Genomic DNA, 18,858 nt, shown 5'->3' with positions numbered 1-18,858 from the left:
AATGAGTAAGGAAGCAAAAATTTATTTATCTCCCCCACACATGAGTGGAAATGAACAAAAATATATTACTGAAGCATTTGAATCCAATTGGATAGCTCCTCTTGGGCCAAATGTAGATGCTTTTGAAGAAGAAATAGCAAAATATGTAGGAGTCAAAGGAGCTGTCGCAGTAAGTTCAGGTACTGCAGCAATTCATTTGGCTCTTTCTTTATTAGGAATTAAAAAGGGAGACCGTGTTTTCTGTTCAACACTTACCTTTGTTGCGAGTGCAAATCCTATTTTGTACCAGGATGCAACCCCAGTTTTTATTGATTCAGAGCCTGATACATGGAATATGTCTCCACAAGCTCTGAGGAGAGCATTAGAAGTTTCAGCAATAGATGGGAAATTGCCCAAAGCTGTCGTTGTTGTAAATCTTTACGGCCAAAGTGCAAAGATGCATGAAATTGCGTCGATTTGTCATGACTATAACGTGCCAATCATTGAGGATGCTGCAGAATCTCTTGGCTCCACCTACAAAGGTAAATACAGTGGGACCTTCGGGAAATTTGGAATCTACTCCTTTAATGGTAACAAGATTATCACTACATCAGGTGGCGGGATGCTTGTTTCGGATGATGTTGAAGCTCTAATACGAGCTCGGTTTTTAGCAACACAAGCAAGAGATCAAGCAAGGTATTATCAGCATAGTGAATTAGGATTTAATTATCGACTCAGTAACATATTAGCTGGAATTGGAAGAGCTCAATTTGAAGTTTTAGAGGAACGGGTAGAAGTTAGAAGAGCTATATTTGACTATTACTACAAGGAATTAATGAATCTGCCTGGTTTTCAATTTATGGAAGAATTGCAAGACACTCGTTCTAATCGCTGGCTAACTGCATTAACTGTTAATCAACACGAGTCTGGTACTACTGTTAATTTTTTATTAGATCTTTTAGAAAAGGAAAATATTGAAGCTCGACCAGTATGGAAACCGCTGCATATGCAACCACTTTTTAGGGATTGTGAATATTATCCACACAGTAGTGATGAGAATGTCTCAGAATATTTATTTGAAAATGGAATATGCCTACCTTCCGGTTCGAGCTTAAAAGAAATTGATCAAAAGAGGGTTATTCAATGCATCAAACAAGCAATTGGAACGAATTCAGATGCTCAACATCGATCTGATACACAAATTTTACTCTCGTAATATTGTAGTTTTTTGAAATACTTTTCCTTCAATATCATATCTAGACAATCTTTATATAGAAAATAGTTAATGGAATACATGAGTTTGTAAAAGATCCTCGATAGTTTTATTAACAAGATGATTACCTCCTTACAAAGGGGCGAATAAACCTCTAAATATGTCATTACCCATATGTTTTTAGTGTTAAACCAGTGCAAAGAAATAATCATTGATAACAAAAAATAAGTATCCCACTAAGGAAAAGATGAGGTATATATGAATGATTGGAAAAAAAATATATCAATATCGTATAAAGAGGGGATTAACTTTATCAGAGCTTGCAGAACGTGCAGGAATTGCGAAGTCTTACCTAAGTAATATCGAGAGAAGCTTGAATCGGAACCCCTCTATACAAGTTGTTGAAAAAATCGCCCTAGTTCTAGATGTAGACATTGGCACACTCCTAGATATTCATAAAAGCAAAGAGAATCAGTTAGAGACTGAATGGGTTGAATTTGTAAACGAACTAAAGGAATCTGGAATCGAAAAAAAGCAAATTCAAGAATATAAAACCTTAATTGAATTTATTAAATGGAAAAAGGAGAACGAAGAACGGTGAATAAACAGTTGAATATTAGAGGATTCTATTCTCCTTTTTAGAGTAGTGATAGAGGTAGGTGACAGATATGGCTCCGAAAGTAAGTGTGATTGTGCCGATTTATAAGGTAGAGAAGTATATTCATCAATGTGTTAAGAGCATTGTGAACCAGACCTATCCAAATTTAGAAATTATATTAGTAAATGATGGTTCCCCTGATCACTGTGGAAAAATTGCTGAACAATATGCGGAACAAGATAATCGGGTAACGGTTATTCATAAAGAAAATGGTGGTCTATCCGATGCAAGAAATGCAGGAACAAAATATGTGACAGGGGAGTATACCCTATTCGTTGATAGTGATGACTGGTTGGCACTCGATATGATTGAGAAATTGGTGAATATTAGTCTTACGTATCAAGCTGATGTTGTGCAATCGGCTTTTTATTATGCCTTTGAGCAATACTTGCTTTTTGATCATAGATACTTTTCAAAAACGGCTCCTCCCCTAATATTAGATAATCAATCCTTAATGTTTGAGTTAGTCACTAATGAAAAAGTGAAAAACTTTGCCTGGGGAAAGCTATATAAATCGCGTCTTATTCAGGATATTCCCTTTAAAAAGGGTGTTCTATTTGAGGATGTATTTTGGGCTCACCAGGTAATGCAGAGAGTAAATACATACGTACTTTTACATGAACCATATGTTTACTATCGACAAAGAAGTGACAGTATTGTTGCCACATATACGCCAAGAAACCTAGACATTCTAAAAGGCCTAATAGAGAGACATTTTTTTATAGAAAAACACTATAAAGATCTCACAAATGACTCCTATAAAATGATTTTCAAAACAAGCTTACAGCACTATTATCTTCTATTAGCCAATTGGAATAAAGACAGAGGTGGAATATATAGAAAAGAAATTCAATCCTATATTCGTAAGAACTATACCAATATAAAAAGAGCAGTGGAGAGTGATAAGCAATTAAGTAAGCAACTGTTTTTGTTTTCATTTCATCCCTGTCTCAATATGATTTTTATCTTATTACGTAAAGTCTTAAGGAAGTTAAGGGTTATTCCACAGCCAGTTGTGTTAGAGAAAATAAGCTTCTAATAGGAGAAAAATATATGAAAGTAGTTTTAAAGGTTAAGAGTATTATCTTGCTAGCTATTGTGTATGTTTTTAATTTCTTTCCAATAAAACATAATAAAATCTTTCTATTAAGTTATTATGGGGACCATTTTGGTTGTAATCCAAAATACATTACTAAATATATTCTCGAAAATTATCCAAAAGAAACCTTTGATATCGTGTGGGCATTTAATAACCCAGATAAAAATCAAAGTCTTCATGAATTTCGTGTTGTTAAAACAATGTCTTTACAGTATTTCTACGAATTATGTACATCAAGAGTTGTCATAACGAATTTTAGAACGACAGATTTATATAGAAAGAGAAAAGATCAATACTACATCCAAACTTGGCATAGTTCGCTCCGACTAAAACAAATTGAAAAAGATGCGCAAGACTCTCTCCCTATACATTATGTAGATATGGCTAAGAAAGATTCTATAAAATGTGATTTATTGCTATCTGGCTGCGAGTATAGCACCAAAATCTTTAAAAATGCATTCTGGTATGATGGAGAGATTTTTGAGTATGGGACACCTAGGAATGATTTTCTCTTTCAACAAGACGCTGCTATAAAAAAGAACATTTTACATAAACTTCAACTACCTCAAGACAAGAAAATCATCTTATATGCCCCTACATTCAGAAAGAAGAATAGTTTAGATGTTTATGATCTAAATTACCGAAAGGTTTTACAGAAGCTAGAAGAGCACTTTGGTGGAGAATGGATACTGTTAATTAAGTTACACCCTCACTTAGTAGCAGAATCAGAACAGTTAGATTATGGAGAAAAGGTTATTAATGTTTCTAATTATGATGATATACAGGAACTCTTATATGTTTCGGATATTTTGTGTACGGATTATTCTTCTTTAATGTTTGATTTTTCAATTACCGGTCGTCCTTGTTTTCTTTATGTTCCAGATTTAAAAGAGTATTTGAGTAATGATCGGAAGTTGTATTTTGAGTTATCAGAGCTTCCCTTTGTTGCTGCACAAAGCAATGAGGAATTGATTGATAAAATAGTTAATTTTAATCATCAACAATATTTAATGGAACTAAATCAATTTTTGCTTTTTGTAGGAAGCTTTGAACAAGGCAACGCTTGTGAACAACTAGTTAAACGGATAAGTAAAGTTTGTTATGGGCGGGAGGAGAAAAAAGTATATGAAACCGCATAAAATCGGGTATACGACGGGTGTCTTTGATTTATTTCATGTGGGTCATCTAAATATTTTGAGAAAAGCAAAGGAGCAGTGCGATTACTTAATTGTGGGGGTTAGCACTGACGAGTTGGTGATGGAATACAAAAATAAACAACCAGTCATTGCTTTTAATGATCGAAAGTCCATAGTAGAAGGGATTAAATATGTCGATGAGGTTGTGCCACAGACGAATCGGGATAAATTTTCAGCTTGGGAAACTCTAAAATTTAATCTAATGTTTGTAGGGGATGATTGGAAAGGAAGTCCTCTTTTTAATGAGATGGAAGAAAAGTTTAAAAAAGTAGGAGTCGACATTGTTTATTTTCCTTATACAAAAGGCGTTTCATCTTCATTGGTAAAACAAAAAATAAAATTATAGGGAATGGAACGAAGAGTATGAACCCAATCATTAGTATTATTGTACCTGTTTATAATGTAGAGCCCTATTTAAAAGGTTGTATAGATAGTATCCTTGCTCAATCGTTCTCAAGTTTTGAAGTTATTTTGGTAAACGATGGGTCTGATGATAAAAGTGGAGTTATTTGTGATGAGTACCAACGTAAGGATGCTCGCGTAAGAGTTATTCATAAAGAGTATGGAGGGGTAAGCTCAGCTAGAAATGTGGGTGTCAGTTCGGCAAGAGGACAATATATAGGCTTTGTTGATGGTGATGATCGAATTGAAAGAGACATGTACACAATCCTTTATGAATTATGCGTTGAAACGAACAGTGATATATCTATCTGCAAATTAGGGAGAGAAATTGATGGTAAGTTAATTAATAATAATTCGGAAAGGATTTTTATAAAAGAGATGGAGCATATTGAAGGACTTAAAGAATTGTTTAAAGGTGAACTGTTTAGGTTTTCTCTATGTAATAAGCTATTTAAAAAAAGTTGTTTCCATCAAATTCAATTTCCAATGGGTAGAATACATGAAGACTTGGCTACGACATATAAACTTTTTGCAAATGCCGATAAAACAATTTTTGCAAATTATATAGGATATATTTATATCAAACGAGAGAATAGTATCTTAACTTCTAAATTTAGCAGCGAGAGGTTGGATGCTTTTTTAGCTTGGGACGAAATATTAACTTTCATGAAAGAAAAATACAAACAGCTATACAGAGGTGTAATGTTTTGTTTTGTTTACTGGAGTGTGGATAATGTTTACTATATCTTAGGTCAAGTAAAAACGAAGGAGGATAGAATGGAATATTTATATACGGTAAAAGCCTATATATCAAAATATTTTAATGACATAATTAACAATAAAAAGCTCTCCTTTAAGTATAAATATACCATCACCTTACTAAGATATAACACCAGGTTACTACTTCTATCAAATAAAATTAAGAGTATAGTTTCTTTTGGGAAAATCTAATGCACGGAGGTTTTGAGTTTGTATAAGAGGGTTCTAGTTTATGCATATTTTGCAAAAAATACAGGAGATGATTTGTTTTTAAAAATATTGTTTGATCGGTATCCTGATGTTCACTGGGACCTTTTAACAGCAAATAGAAATTATAATACGATTTTTAAAGACTATGAGCATGTTCATATTATTTATTCCTATAGAGAAATCAAAGTTTGGAATCAAAAGTTCAATCTCTTCTTTAAACTGAATGACTTAATCTTAAACTATAACAAATATGATGCACTCGTAATTATAGGGGGCTCCATTTTCATGGAAAGCCCAGCATGGAAAATAAAATATAAAGAGAGGGCCTATTTGGTGGACAAATTTCAACAGTTGAATAAAAAAACCTTTATAATCGGAGCAAATTTCGGGCCTTATAAAGATCAGGATTTTATGAGAGTGCATCGAGATTTATTTTCCAGGGTTGACGATGTATGTTTCAGGGATATTTATTCATTTAAGCTATTTAATGATTTAGACAACGTTAGGATCGCCCCTGACGTTGTTTTTAATTTACAGGTTAATAAACAGAAGAAAAAAATGAAGAGCATAGGATTTTCATTAATTAATTTAAATAATCGTGAAGGATTAAAGGACTATCAAGAACACTATCAAAATAAAATGATTGAGCTAGCAAAGCAATACTTAAAAAAAGGTTATAGGATTAAAATCTTCTCTTTTTGTGAAAATGAAGGAGATTTAGATATAAGTAATTATATAAAAGAACAGTTACGAACGACAGATGTTGAAGTGAAGAATTATGAAGGAGATTTAAATGGATTTTTAGATGATTTTAAGGCTTGTGAAATTATTATTGGTACCAGATTTCATTCGATTATACTAGCTCTTTTATATGAACAGAGTGTATTTCCCATTATTTATAACGAAAAAACATTTAACGTATTGAAGGACTTAAATTTAGAAAAGAACAGCTGGCACTTACACAACATTCAAGATCTCCAAGTGAAAAATGCAATGGATAAAGCAATTTATAAAGCAGGTATAAATAATAAATTATTTATAGAGGCCAATAAACAATTCGAAAAGCTCGATCTATACATTGGTTAGAAATAAAGGTGGTGACATGAAGTGAACAAACAGCAACTATTATTTGTTATCGATTCTCTAGATTGCGCAGGAGCAGAAAAAAGTTTAGTAACCTTGCTATCTTTATTAAACTATAGTAAGTATTCTGTAGACTTGGTGTTATTTGCCCACGGGAAGGTACTAGAAGAATTAGTACCGAAAGAGGTCAATATTATTAAGCCGTTAGAATATACGAGATTTGCAAATTTAAAAATAAATGATGCCATTGTTTATTCTTTTAAAAATAGGAATATTAAGAACTTAATAGCTAGAGCCAAATATTCATACAGGATTAGAAGGGGAAAATACAGTAATGCACAAAAAGCAAGGATTTTTTGGGAAAGCGTAGCCAATGTATTTGAAGAAAACCCAAAACATTATGATGTTGCTATAAGCTATGCACAAGGTATTCCGACTTTTTATGTCGCAGATAAAGTTATTGCGAAAAAAAAATATGCTTGGGTAAATGTAAGCTATCGTTTAAATAGAATGGATAAAGAATTTCAAAAGAGATTTTATGATCAATTTGATAAAATTGTTGCTGTTTCTGATTCCACAAAGGAAATTTTCCTTGAGACATTTCCTGAATTTTTGAATCGAATGGAAGTCATCTTTGACATCAATAATCCTGATCTAATTTTGAATATGGCACAAATGGGGAGCAACTATGAGGATGAATTTAAGGGAATAAGAATTTTGACTATCGGAAGATTAGCTCATCAAAAAGGCTATGATGTAGCCCTTGATGCTTGTAAGAAACTTAAAGAGAGAGGGATTAATTTTCGATGGTATGCACTAGGAAAGGGACCGTTACAGCAAGAATTGGAGAAATATATAAGGGAAAATGAGCTAACTGAACATTTCATCTTACTTGGAGTTAAAGCGAACCCATATCCTTATATTAAAAACGCAGATATATATGTACAGACTTCAAGATTTGAAGGATTTGGTCTAGCGATAGCAGAAGCGCGTATGTTGAATGTTCCTATTGTTAGTACAAGGTTTGATGCAGTATACACGCAAATGATTCATGAAAAAAATGGACTTGTTGTCAATATGAATGGTGAAGAAGTATCAAATGCCATCCTAACACTAATAACTGATAACACTCTCAGAAGTAGTATTATTCAATATTTGGAAAAAGAAAAAAAAGGAAATATAGAAGAAATACAGAGGTTCTATCAATTAATAGGGTGATAGAAAGGATAAGAGTGATTATTCGTGAAAAGAAAAATATTATTTATGCTCATAAACATGAATATTGGTGGCACGGAGAAAGCACTATTAAATATGATTTCTGAACTACCAAAAGATAAATTTGATATTTCTATACTTCTACTAGAAAAATATGGGGGATTCATGAACTTAATTCCTAGCGAGGTAAAAGTCAGTTTTCTAGACGGATACAAAGAAATGAAGACTTTGATGGAGAACCCAGCTCATAAAAATGCAATAAACTTTCTAAAAAAAGGAAAAGTAATAAAGGCATTTCGCTTAATTCTCATACACCTACTGTCAAAATTGAGAAAAGATAGAACTTTATTCTACAAATATATTTTAAAAGATTATCCATCCTTGAAAGATGAATACGATATAGCCATAGCTTATGCAGGGCCAATGGACCTTATAAGCTATTTTGTTATTCACAAGACAAAAGCAAAAAAGAAGTTTCAATGGATTCATTTTGATATTACGAAGATAGGTTTTAATAAAGAGTTTGCAACAAAAATATATAGTGAATTTGATAAGGTGTTTATTGTTTCAAATGAAGGTAAAGAAAAATTACTGAAGCTTATCCCCAGTTTAAGGCAAAAGGCGGAGGTATTCTCGAATATTGTCTCCTCAAAATTAATCTCTGAACAGGCAGTAGTAGGAGAAAGTTATAGGGATAACTATAATGGCGTACGCATCCTAACCGTAGGAAGGTTATCGGGTGAAAAAGGCCAAGATATTGCTATAAAAATTTTGGCTAGACTGATAGGAGATGGCTATAACGTAAAGTGGTACTGTCTAGGGGAGGGGCATCTTCGAAATAAATACGAGACTATCATAAAAGGTTACGGTTTAGAAGATCATTTCATTTTATTAGGTGCCACATCCAATCCATATCCCTTTATAAACGATTGTGACATATATGTTCAACCATCAAGACATGAAGGGTATTGTATCACTCTTGCAGAGGCTAAAAGTTTGAATAGGCCGATAGTATCTACTAACTTTACTGGAGCAAAGGAGCAACTAAAGGATGGAGAAACAGGTTTAATCGTCAGCATGGATGAAATTGAGATTTATAAAGCGGTTATTAGACTTATTGAAAATAAGGAATTACGAAAAATGTTATCCTTAAATTTAGCAAATTTAAAAAACAAATCAACTTATGAGATGGAGAAATTTTATAATGCAATATCGTAAACATTTGGGATTCATAGGGAAGGGAAGTAAATGAGAAATCAACTTAAAGCTGGTGCAGTACTTTCGTATGTATCGTTATTTCTAAATAGTGTTATTTCGATCATATATACACCGATTATGTTAAATTTACTTGGGCAATCAGAATATGGTCTATATAGCTTAGCTGCATCAACTGCAGGTTATGTAGGAATATTAAATTTTGGTCTAGGAAATGCAGTTATCCGATATATAGCAAAATGCCGAGCTTTAAATGATGAGGACGGTTGTTCTCGCTTATATGGAATGTTTTTTATCATGTATGGTGTGCTTGGAGTCCTTGCTCTAATTGGAGGAACAATATTAACCCTTAAATCCCACCTATTCTTTGGAAACTCATTAAGTATAGAGGAATTAACTAAAATAAAGATATTAATGGGAATTATGACTATCAATCTTTCTGTTGGAATAGGTTTAGGTATGTTTAGTGTTGTCGTGTTAGCCCATGATAGGTTTATCGTTCAAAAATTAATCGTGATCGCAACTTCCATATTCAATCCGTTCATCATGCTACCACTTTTATTGATGGGGTATGGTTCCATTGCTATGGCTGTCGTGACAACCGTTCTTAATTTCGTTTCAATTATTGTCAATTTGTATTATTGTTTCAGGGTTTTAAGAATCAAAATTGTTTTTAAGAAGTTCGAATCAAGTTTACTAAAAGAGATTCTCATTTTTTCTTTTTATATATTCATAAATCTCATTATTGGTAAGTTATATGGAACAACGGATCAGTTAATTCTTGGGATCTACAGCGGGACAGTAGCAGTTTCTATCTATACAATTGGCAATACTTTTACTGGTTACTTTTCAGGCTTTTCATCGGCTATTTCAAATGTTTTCTTAGGAAAGGTTTCTGGAATGGTGTCTAAAGAAGTAACGGAAGGGGAATTATCCAACCTATTTATCCGTATAGGAAGAGTCCAGTATATCATCCTTTCCTTTACATTAAGTGGATTTATCGTTTTTGGTCAGGAATTTATTAATCTTTGGGTTGGAAAAGATTATCGTGATTCTTTTATTATTGCCCTATTGATTCTCATTCCATTGATTTTTTCGCTGGTACAAGAGATGGGTGGGGTGATTCTACAGGCGAAAAATAGGCAAAAATTTAAAACATTGATTAGCTTTGGGATTGCAGTCATGAATGTGATTTTAAGTGTTATTTTTGTACAATGGTGGGGAGCTATAGGTTGTGCGATTGCTACTGCCATTTCTATGATAATAGGAAAAATCATTATTATAAATATTTATTATTGGAAAAAGATCAAAATTGATATTCCTAGATTTTGGAAAAATATCATTCTCATGAGTTTCCCGTTAGCGTTGTGTGTTGTTTTTGGAACAACATTAAATAAACTCATATTTGCCGAATCCTGGTGGTTTTTGGGCTTTAAAATGGTGGTCTTTTCAACAGTGTTTCTATTGCTCATGTGGTTTACAGGAATGAATGCCTATGAAAAAGATTTATTGATTCAGCCATTTAAAAAAATGGCCAGAAGACTCCCTGTAAAAAGGGTCATGTGGCATAAGAATGGATGATAGGGGAGATTTGCAATTACCATGAGAACTCATCTTAACATGTTAAAAAGAAATTACTATGATTGGAGATATTGGAACCATTTATATAGAACGATGCAGCACTCTATTAACAACATAACTGTTTCAAATGAAACTTTGGTACCCTATATTAGTAAACCAGGGATTGCATTCTCTTTTGATGATAGTGCAAGAATATTAGACTGGTGCAAATATGGTATAGAGTTGTTTGGATATTATGATGTAAAAGCTACGTTCAATGTGAATGGTGTACATACGATAGAAGGAAGGAGAGATCACACACAAGAAGAAATTGATATGTTATTAGAATTGCAATCGAATGGTCACGAAATTGCTCACCATGGTTATAAACATCGAAATGCTAATAAATACTGTGCTGAATTCGGAATGGTCAAATGGATTGAGGATGAAATAAAGAAATTGTTTAGTTGGATGGATCTGCAATCCCATTCTAAAAATAAGGAAAAATTTAGAAAAACGGTGTCGTTTGCATATCCCTATTTTTCTTACAGTGAGAAAATGAATAAAGAAATCATTCCGAAATACTATAAAGTGGCCCGTGGCCATTTAATTGGAGGAAATCTTATTGATTTTAATTCTACGGGAGTCGTTCCTTCTTTATGTATAGATAGTCATCTATTGAGAGAACCGAGTAATGTCAATAAAATTTTGAAATTTGCAAAAATGGCTTGTAAAAATATTATTTTTACAAGCCATTCGATTTTACCTGAAGAGGCTAAATGGGAGGAGTTTGGTTGGGAATTGACAGAAAATGAAGGGAGATGGAGAACTTCTCCAAGGGTCATTCAGTACATCATTGATGAGGCGAGAAAATTAGATATGGAGTTTTACACAACCGCAGAGATCGGTGGGGTGGCCACTTTTATTGACCCTCATTTTGAAAGTTGTGTAAGAAAAAAACTTCATATCAGTGAGGATAAATGGATATTAATCCATGAATTAATGTCAGTAAAAGAACTGGATTTAAGAAATCAGAATATAAAGAGCCTAGATGGTATTCAGTACTTTATAAATTTGGAAAAACTCAACATAAGTCAAAATCAAATAACAGATTTAAGGTTGTTAGAGAAATTGCCTAAGCTAAAGCACGTAAAGAAAGATGAGTATCTTTTTGATCAAGCAGTGAAGAACTAGAATTATAGAACAAAGGAGAACCGTATGATTGTAGATATCCATAACCATATTCTACCTGGTCTTGATGACGGTCCTAAAGATTGGGGAGAGGTAAAATTATTGGCTCAACAAGCTATCGAAGCGGGTATAAGTCATGTCATTGCAACTCCACATCATAAGCATCAGCATAAGGAACATTTCTACGAAAACAGTCCGAGTCGAATAATCGATCTTGTGGAGGAAGCAAATAGGCTCTTTAAAGAAAACAGAATGCCTATATCAGTATATCCTGGAATAGAATTTCACCTGCATGAAGGTATTGATTTGGATATCGAGCATAAACTTCATGACTTTCTTACTTTAAATGATACAGGTAAGTATATTTTGATGGAGCCTCCATGTAGCTATTATCCGTGTTATACAGAAGACGTTTTAATAAGGCTACTAGAAAAAGGATTTGTCCCCATTTTGGCTCATCCTGAACGTAACAGAGTACTACGAAAACATCCAGAAAAGATCTATAACCTTGTTCAAATGGGCGTACTTGTACAAGTAACCGCTGGAAGTATTACAGGAGTACATGGAAGGAGATTGAAAAATTTTTCCATGCACCTCCTCGATCATAATCTTGTTCATTTTGTCGCTTCTGATGCCCATCACTTTTCTAGACGGAAATTTGAGTTAATGAATGCCTATGAATATATTAAAGCTCACTATTCAGATGATCTATGTATGTACTTAAAAAGAAATTCTATCAAGGCTCTAAATGGATTGGATTTTAGCATCGAAACTCCGCAACTAATAGATAAAAAAATACAATATTTCTTTTTCTATAATCATCCGTTGAACCAAGTAAGATAATTTAAGGAGTGTAATTGTATGAAAAGAATGGTTGATCTATTGGGTGCAACCACTTTATTATTTCTACTATCACCTATAGTAATCTCCACAGCAATCGCCATTATTTTTAATATGGGATCTCCCGTTATTTTTAAGCAAATTAGACCTGGACTTAGAGGAAAGCCTTTTTATATTTATAAGTTTCGTACAATGATTGATAAAAGAGATGAGAATGGAAATATGCTTCCTGGTAGATTTAGGTTGACGAAAATTGGAAAAATAATCAGGAGATACAGTATCGATGAACTACCACAACTCATTAATGTGATTAAAGGCGATTTAAGCTTGGTTGGACCTAGACCGTTGTTAATGGAATATCTTGATATATACACTCCCACACAATTCAGAAGACATGAAGTAAGGCCAGGAATTACTGGCTGGGCTCAAATAAATGGACGGAATGCGATAAGCTGGGATGAAAAATTCAAATTAGATGTTTGGTATGTAGATCATCATACTTTTTGGCTAGATATAAAAATATTAATCTTAACTTTGGTAAAGGTTTTCAAGAAAGAAGGAGTTAGTGCAGAAGGGCATTACAGTATGGTGAAATTTAAAGGGGAAAAACAGCAAAAAGCCAATAATGGCTGATTAAAATGAGGTGGATGATGGATGGGGAAAATATTCATTACTGAGGTAGGTGCAGCTCCTTCAGAAAATTTAATTAAATCTTGGGATCGTGCACAAGTAAAAGAAGAGATTTTGGGTGTGTCGAGAAATCCATTTAATTTATTTAGTTCAAAGGCTAAAACGAAACGTCAGATCCCCTATGAATATGCCTTTGGAGATAATTATAAAAAGGCATTATTGGAGCTTCTCTGTCAAGAAAAGCCAGACTTATCTGTTTTTATGAGTGATAGAGAAATCCTTGAAGTTTCAAAGTTTCGAGATGAAATTTTGGAAACTGGAACGAAACTCTTTATGCCGAATCATGAGGTGATTGAGGCTTGTACCGATAAATATCAATCCTACAGAATTTGGGAGTCAGAGGGAATTAAAGTACCGAAGACGATAATTATTAACAATCGGGAAGATTTGAAAAAATCCTTTTTATATCTTGGGGATAATGAAGGACGAATTTGGTTGAGATCTACCATTGGGGCAGGTGGAAAAGGAGCTCTCCCAACCAACGATTTTGAATTTGCTCAAAACTGGATTGAAATGTATAAAGGCTGGGGAAGTTTTACTGCATCCGTATTACTTCAATCAGAGAAAACAGTTACTTGGCTCTCTATTTGGTACGAAGGTGAATTAGTGGTGGCGCAAACAAGAAGAAGAAAATCTTGGGGATTCGGTAACCGTACATTGTCCGGAGTTACTGGTATTACAGGTGTAGGAGAAACGTACTCAGATGAAATAGTAAATAGAGTAGCTCTAGACACAATTTTTGCGATAGATGATAAACCACATGGTGTATACGGTGTTGACATGACCTATGATCAGAATAATTTTCCTAATCCTACAGAGATAAACATGAGATTCTTCACAACCTGTTATTTCTTTACACAAGCGGGCTTAAACATGCCAGAAATATATAAAGATATAATTCTATATAATAAGTTTCCGTCACTCGAAAAGAAAATAAATCCACTCGAAGATGGACTTCTTTGGATTAGGGATATGGATCGAGAACCAATATTAACTACAGAAGCAGACGTGTTCAAAATGAATTCCAAAAGTTTGGTTTGACATCATTTGCGGACAGTAAAACTTTGTATTTAGGGGATGGATCATGAGAGAGAAGTGCTTAGGGGATATTTATGAGGAGTTGGAACAGAACTATAATACAACATTTGTAATGTACCGTTTTAAAGAAGAACTCCATGGTGAAAAAATAGTAGAGTTCATAACAGAAATTAGAAAAGTATTATTGCCAGAGTATTTTAGTTGTAAAAAAATCTCATTAAATAAAGTCAATCAGATACAAGAAAAAATTGAACTGTTAATGAGGCTAACTTCTAATGAGGATTCTTTTGTACAAAATAATGCTTTGGATTTCATAAAAAAACTCCCAAAGCTAAGAGAACTTATTTTACAAGATATTGAATCTGCTTTTGTAAAAGACCCAGCAGCAAGGAGTACCGAAGAAATCGCAATTGCCTACCCAGGGATATTTGCTGTAATGGTCCAGCGTATTGCTCATGAGCTTAATAAATTAGGTTATTATCTGTTAGCTAGATTACTTTCTGAACATGCACATAGTAAAACGGGTATTGATATCCATCCTGGTGCAAGTATTGGTCACAGTTTTTTTATGGACCATGGAACTGGAATTGTAATAGGAGAAACAACAGAAATAGGAAACCATGTAACCATCTATCAAGGGGTAACGCTAGGTGCTTTTTCCTTCCAACAAGATGAGAGTGGGAATGTCATAAAAGGTTTAAAGAGACATCCAACGATTGAAGATGATGTAACGATTTATGCAGGCGCCACTATTTTAGGAGGAGAGACGATTGTCGGAAGAAAATCAATTATTGGTGGTAATGTATGGCTAACCGAAAGTGTTCCAGAAAATAGTAAAGTAATCTCTAAGTTTCAAACAAAAATTCTCTACTAATATATGGGGCTCTTCAAGTGAGGAATTAACTATTAAAATTAAATCGAATGGAAATAAAAATTAATATTAGTGGAGCTTTTCTAAGAGGTGATCAAATGAAGGTAGCCTTTATTTCGGATATTCATGGGAATGCCGTAGCTTTAGACGCCGTTTTAAAGGACATAGAAACTCGAGAAGTAGATAAAATTTTTGTTCTGGGGGATCTATGTTTTAGGGGTCCAGAACCGTCCCGTTCGCTTGAGATAATCAGGTTTCTAGACTGTGACGTTATCAAGGGGAATGCAGATGAGTGGTTAGTAAGAGGAATTAACAAAGGTGAAGTGCCAGACACCGCACTTGAAATCATGAATCTAGAACGCGAATGGTCGCTGCGACAACTAGATTCACAAGCCTTAGAATATCTAAGTGGGTTACCAACTGAGTTAAAATTCGAATATGGGAAGGTAAAAATCTTTGCTTTTCATGCTACCCCAGATAGCCTCTTTGAAATTGTTCAGCCAACAGAAAATGAGGATATATTAGAAGAAAAGTTTATGGAAAATGAGGCGGACATTTACATTTATGCTCATATTCATAAACCCTATATCAGGTATATTAAAGGAAAATCGGTCATTAATACAGGAAGTGTCGGATTACCATTTGATGGTCTAACCAAAGCATCATATGCACTTGTTGACATTGGTGATAAAGGATTTCAATTATCCAATGTAAGGGTAGAATATGACCTTAACAAGGTTATCAAACAGTTTCAAGAAAGTGATTATCCTAACAAGGAATTATTAATGAATATTTTATCTAGTGGAAAAGTTTAATAGAATGCCCCTCTACTTAAAATAGGGAATTTTGTCGAAAAGATGTTCTTTAATGAGAACGACTTGTGTTATATAATGTATTTATTATAGTAAGAAAAAAAGCATGTCTTGGATCATCGGAGTTTGATAAAATGTTGAGATTTATGAAGTACTTATTCGTTCTACTATTCCTATTGTTTTTAGTGTTAGCAATATATACATTCATTGATAACAATCGAACGATAATCGTTGAACAACAGATTGTCGTTGATGATTTGGCGGAAGAATTAGAGGGGTTTACGATACTCCAAATAACCGATTTACATGAAAAAGAATTTGGTAATAATCAAAAAAGGCTCATAAATAAAATCAATTCACTTACTTATGACGCGATTATTTTTACTGGAGATATGCTAGATGATATTAACAGTGAAAACTATAAGCCTTTTTACGATTTGATAGAAGGAATTGAAGATAGAGAAAATGCCTGGTTTGTACCTGGGAACGCTGATCCACTTAGCTACATTGCTGGAAAAAAGTCAGAATTTATTTCTGGGATGGAGAAAAGAGGAGTTAAATTACTAGAAAAAATCGAAACGGTAACAAAGGGAGATTCAGAAGTTCACTTTGTTGATTTTGAAATGTCTATAAGAAAATTCAATTTTGCAGAAGAGCTTACTATCCTCCATCCTCATCAAATGAATGGATTGCCTAAGCTCAATGACTTAAAGGATTCCGATGTTTTAATTGCATTAAGCCATTACCCTGTTGTTGATTATCGAATTGATAGTATAACTTCAGATCCAAAGTATGTTATGAGGAACTTCGATTTAATCATTGCAGGACATTACCATGGTGGACAAATCCGATTGCCACTAATTGGTGCATTATTCGTGCCAGAAGCTTGGGATGAAAAAAGTGGATTATTTCCTCCACAGAATAGAGTCAAGGGTTTATGGGAGTATAAGGGATTTAAACAATATGTCAGTGCTGGTTTGGGGAGCAGTGATGCAATATCGTTTTTGAAATTTCGTTTATTTAATACACCCGAAATCAATCTACTGACTTTGAAAAAGAACTAATTTTTTTGGATTAATTGTTCGTTATAATGTACATCATTTGTTCATAATCAATAAATTTTCTGGGGGAACTATGATAAACATTGCTAGTAAATTCATGTATAAAGCTTTTGGTTTTACATTATTAAGTGAGTTACCATTACCTGAATTAACTAAAATGGAACCTGATAGAAATCAAATAGATATCTTTATTCGTTTAGGTGATTTAACGAAAGAGTGGTCTGAACTTTCAGAGCCAGAAAGCTTTTTTGTAGTGAAAGATCAGCTTATTATGTTTCAAATTTCTAATGTAGCCATTTTCTCTATTGAAGATGGGAAAAAGATTATTGTGTCTCCAATAGGAAACACCAAAGAGGACAAATTAAGACTTTATATTCTCGGAACCTGTATGGGTGCCATATTACTGCAGCGCCAAATTCTTCCTTTACATGGTAGTGCCATAGCGATCAATGGAAAAGCGTATGCGATAGTAGGAGATTCAGGTGCAGGGAAATCAACACTTGCTTCGGCTTTCTTACAAAAAGGATATCAACTTATAAGTGATGATGTGATCCCTGTGACATTTTCAAAAGAAAACATTCCCTTGGTTACTCCAGCGTATCCGCAGCAAAAGCTCTGGCAGGAAAGTTTGCACGCTTTTGGTTTAAGTCCGGAGAATCTGCGCCCTATAGTTGACAGAGAAACTAAATTTGCGATTCCTATCTCAGAACAATTTAGTGATTGTCAGCTGCCCCTTTCAGGGATCATTGAATTAGTCAAAACAAAGAGTGAACGGATTAGTATCACCCCAATAGAAAATATAAAACGTTTGTATACTCTCTCTTATCATACTTATCGCAATTTCCTAATAGCACCTTCTGGGAAATTGGAGTGGCACTTTGCCCTCACTGCTAAGGTGGCAGAAAAAATTGAAATGTTTCAAATTTGCCGTCCGAATTCTCAATTTACGGCCCATGAGTTAACGAGTTTGATTTTATCTACAATCAAAAGGGGGGAGTAATCGTGATTACAAATCAAAGACTTTCAATAAATCATATAGTCAGTCAAGGCAAGGGAAATATTGTGAGTGATATGGGCGGGGAAAAAGTAATGCTTAGTGTCTCAAATGGGAAGTATTATAACCTTGGTGAAATGGGTGGCGAGATTTGGGAAATGATCGAGAAGCCAACTGTGATAAATGAGTTAATCTCAAAACTTTTGGATCAATACAAGGTTGGAAAATCACAATGTGAAGAAGAAGTTTTGTCTTTTTTAGAGTTATTGCAAAATGAAAAGTTAATTCAAGTACAAGAATCGTAAAGTGAAAGGATTCTGCTAGGTGAATAAAGTTAGATTGTTTATATCACTAAGTTGGAATGCGAAAAGGATTTTTCTTGAGTCATTTCTATACCTTGCTTGGGGGAGATTTCTAAAAAGCATTCCTTTTTCAAAGGTTGCACCCTACTTAGGGGAACATATGGAAGAAACTCCATTTACTTTAGAGTCCTCCCATAAAAAGATACTCTCAGAGATTTCGCAGGCGATAAACATAACAAGTAAATATACATTTTGGGAAAGTCAGTGCCTTGTTAAGGCGATTGCAGCGATGAAGATGTTAGAACGGCGAGATATTGAAAGTACGTTGTATTTAGGCACAGCAAAAGATGAAAATGGAAAGCTTGTTGCCCACGCTTGGGTACGTAGTGGTCCATTTTATGTGACGGGTTTTGAGATTATGGATAAATTTATCGTTGTCGGTAAGTTTGCAAAACGATTAGGAGGTTAAG

At 33.9% G+C, this 18,858-nt stretch carries 20 protein-coding genes; all 20 read left to right on the top strand.

The genetic code is table 11. The features are described 5' to 3' along the window. Window position 1 precedes the first annotated feature (1 nt). On the top strand, window positions 2–1,195 hold the full coding sequence (locus FAR12_RS14020; RefSeq protein ID WP_126409296.1) for an aminotransferase class I/II-fold pyridoxal phosphate-dependent enzyme: 1,194 nt from the start codon (window positions 2–4) through the stop codon (window positions 1,193–1,195). Window positions 1,196–1,454: 259 nt separating this feature from the next. Further along, window positions 1,455–1,793 (top strand): helix-turn-helix domain-containing protein, encoded by a 339-nt coding sequence (locus FAR12_RS14015; protein ID WP_126409294.1) that lies wholly within the window; start codon window positions 1,455–1,457, stop codon window positions 1,791–1,793. Between the two features lie 67 nt (window positions 1,794–1,860). Then, window positions 1,861–2,889 carry a glycosyltransferase family 2 protein gene (locus FAR12_RS14010; RefSeq protein ID WP_126409293.1) on the top strand — a complete coding sequence of 343 codons (1,029 nt, stop codon included), beginning with the start codon at window positions 1,861–1,863 and terminating at the stop codon, window positions 2,887–2,889. A 14-nt stretch (window positions 2,890–2,903) separates the two neighbouring features. Continuing rightward, the gene (locus tag FAR12_RS14005; protein ID WP_126409291.1) at window positions 2,904–4,088 is read left to right on the top strand and encodes a CDP-glycerol glycerophosphotransferase family protein; all 1,185 of its coding nucleotides are present in this window, start codon (window positions 2,904–2,906) and stop codon (window positions 4,086–4,088) included. Beyond that, complete coding sequence (locus tag FAR12_RS14000; RefSeq protein ID WP_126409289.1) at window positions 4,075–4,491, top strand: FAD synthase family protein; 417 nt, start codon at window positions 4,075–4,077, stop codon at window positions 4,489–4,491. Before FAR12_RS14005 ends, FAR12_RS14000 begins: the two co-directional genes overlap by 14 nt. Before the next feature lie 17 nt (window positions 4,492–4,508). Further along, window positions 4,509–5,498 carry a glycosyltransferase gene (locus FAR12_RS13995; protein WP_126409287.1) on the top strand — a complete coding sequence of 330 codons (990 nt, stop codon included), beginning with the start codon at window positions 4,509–4,511 and terminating at the stop codon, window positions 5,496–5,498. Window positions 5,499–5,516: 18 nt separating this feature from the next. Next, window positions 5,517–6,602 carry a polysaccharide pyruvyl transferase family protein gene (locus FAR12_RS13990; protein WP_170972206.1) on the top strand — a complete coding sequence of 362 codons (1,086 nt, stop codon included), beginning with the start codon at window positions 5,517–5,519 and terminating at the stop codon, window positions 6,600–6,602. Window positions 6,603–6,623: 21 nt separating this feature from the next. Then, window positions 6,624–7,817, top strand: a complete 1,194-nt coding sequence (locus tag FAR12_RS13985) for a glycosyltransferase (RefSeq protein WP_126409283.1) — start codon at window positions 6,624–6,626, stop codon at window positions 7,815–7,817. 24 nt (window positions 7,818–7,841) lie between these two features. Next, entirely contained in the window at window positions 7,842–9,032 is a 1,191-nt protein-coding gene (locus FAR12_RS13980) for a glycosyltransferase (RefSeq protein ID WP_126409281.1), read from the top strand. A 30-nt stretch (window positions 9,033–9,062) separates the two neighbouring features. Then, on the top strand, window positions 9,063–10,610 hold the full coding sequence (locus FAR12_RS13975) for an oligosaccharide flippase family protein (protein ID WP_126409279.1): 1,548 nt from the start codon (window positions 9,063–9,065) through the stop codon (window positions 10,608–10,610). A 21-nt stretch (window positions 10,611–10,631) separates the two neighbouring features. After that, window positions 10,632–11,783, top strand: a complete 1,152-nt coding sequence (locus FAR12_RS13970; RefSeq protein ID WP_126409277.1) for a polysaccharide deacetylase family protein — start codon at window positions 10,632–10,634, stop codon at window positions 11,781–11,783. Window positions 11,784–11,807: 24 nt separating this feature from the next. Next, window positions 11,808–12,623: a tyrosine-protein phosphatase gene (locus FAR12_RS13965; protein WP_126409276.1), complete on the top strand. Its 816-nt coding sequence runs from the start codon at window positions 11,808–11,810 to the stop codon at window positions 12,621–12,623. Window positions 12,624–12,641: 18 nt separating this feature from the next. Next, window positions 12,642–13,253 carry a sugar transferase gene (locus FAR12_RS13960; protein WP_126409275.1) on the top strand — a complete coding sequence of 204 codons (612 nt, stop codon included), beginning with the start codon at window positions 12,642–12,644 and terminating at the stop codon, window positions 13,251–13,253. Window positions 13,254–13,274: 21 nt separating this feature from the next. Beyond that, window positions 13,275–14,351: an ATP-grasp domain-containing protein gene (locus tag FAR12_RS13955; protein WP_126409274.1), complete on the top strand. Its 1,077-nt coding sequence runs from the start codon at window positions 13,275–13,277 to the stop codon at window positions 14,349–14,351. Between the two features lie 43 nt (window positions 14,352–14,394). Further along, entirely contained in the window at window positions 14,395–15,222 is an 828-nt protein-coding gene (epsC, locus tag FAR12_RS13950; protein WP_126409273.1) for a serine O-acetyltransferase EpsC, read from the top strand. A 95-nt stretch (window positions 15,223–15,317) separates the two neighbouring features. Further along, window positions 15,318–16,034: a metallophosphoesterase family protein gene (locus FAR12_RS13945; RefSeq protein ID WP_126409272.1), complete on the top strand. Its 717-nt coding sequence runs from the start codon at window positions 15,318–15,320 to the stop codon at window positions 16,032–16,034. A gap of 131 nt (window positions 16,035–16,165) precedes the next feature. Beyond that, window positions 16,166–17,095, top strand: coding sequence for a metallophosphoesterase (locus FAR12_RS13940; protein WP_126409271.1), 930 nt, complete (start codon window positions 16,166–16,168; stop codon window positions 17,093–17,095). Window positions 17,096–17,165: 70 nt separating this feature from the next. Continuing rightward, the gene (locus tag FAR12_RS13935) at window positions 17,166–18,092 is read left to right on the top strand and encodes an aldolase (RefSeq protein WP_126409270.1); all 927 of its coding nucleotides are present in this window, start codon (window positions 17,166–17,168) and stop codon (window positions 18,090–18,092) included. Further along, window positions 18,092–18,391 carry a lasso peptide biosynthesis PqqD family chaperone gene (locus tag FAR12_RS13930; RefSeq protein ID WP_126409269.1) on the top strand — a complete coding sequence of 100 codons (300 nt, stop codon included), beginning with the start codon at window positions 18,092–18,094 and terminating at the stop codon, window positions 18,389–18,391. Before FAR12_RS13935 ends, FAR12_RS13930 begins: the two co-directional genes overlap by 1 nt. Window positions 18,392–18,410: 19 nt before the next feature. Next, window positions 18,411–18,857, top strand: a complete 447-nt coding sequence (locus FAR12_RS13925) for a lasso peptide biosynthesis B2 protein (RefSeq protein ID WP_126409268.1) — start codon at window positions 18,411–18,413, stop codon at window positions 18,855–18,857. Window position 18,858 lies beyond the last annotated feature (1 nt).

The sequence above is a fragment of the Bacillus yapensis genome (assembly GCF_005280205.1).
GTDB lineage: Bacteria > Bacillota > Bacilli > Bacillales > Cytobacillaceae > Robertmurraya > Robertmurraya yapensis.
The sequence above is the reverse complement of the archived record's forward strand: the minus strand, read 5'-3'. Positions and strand labels throughout refer to the sequence as shown.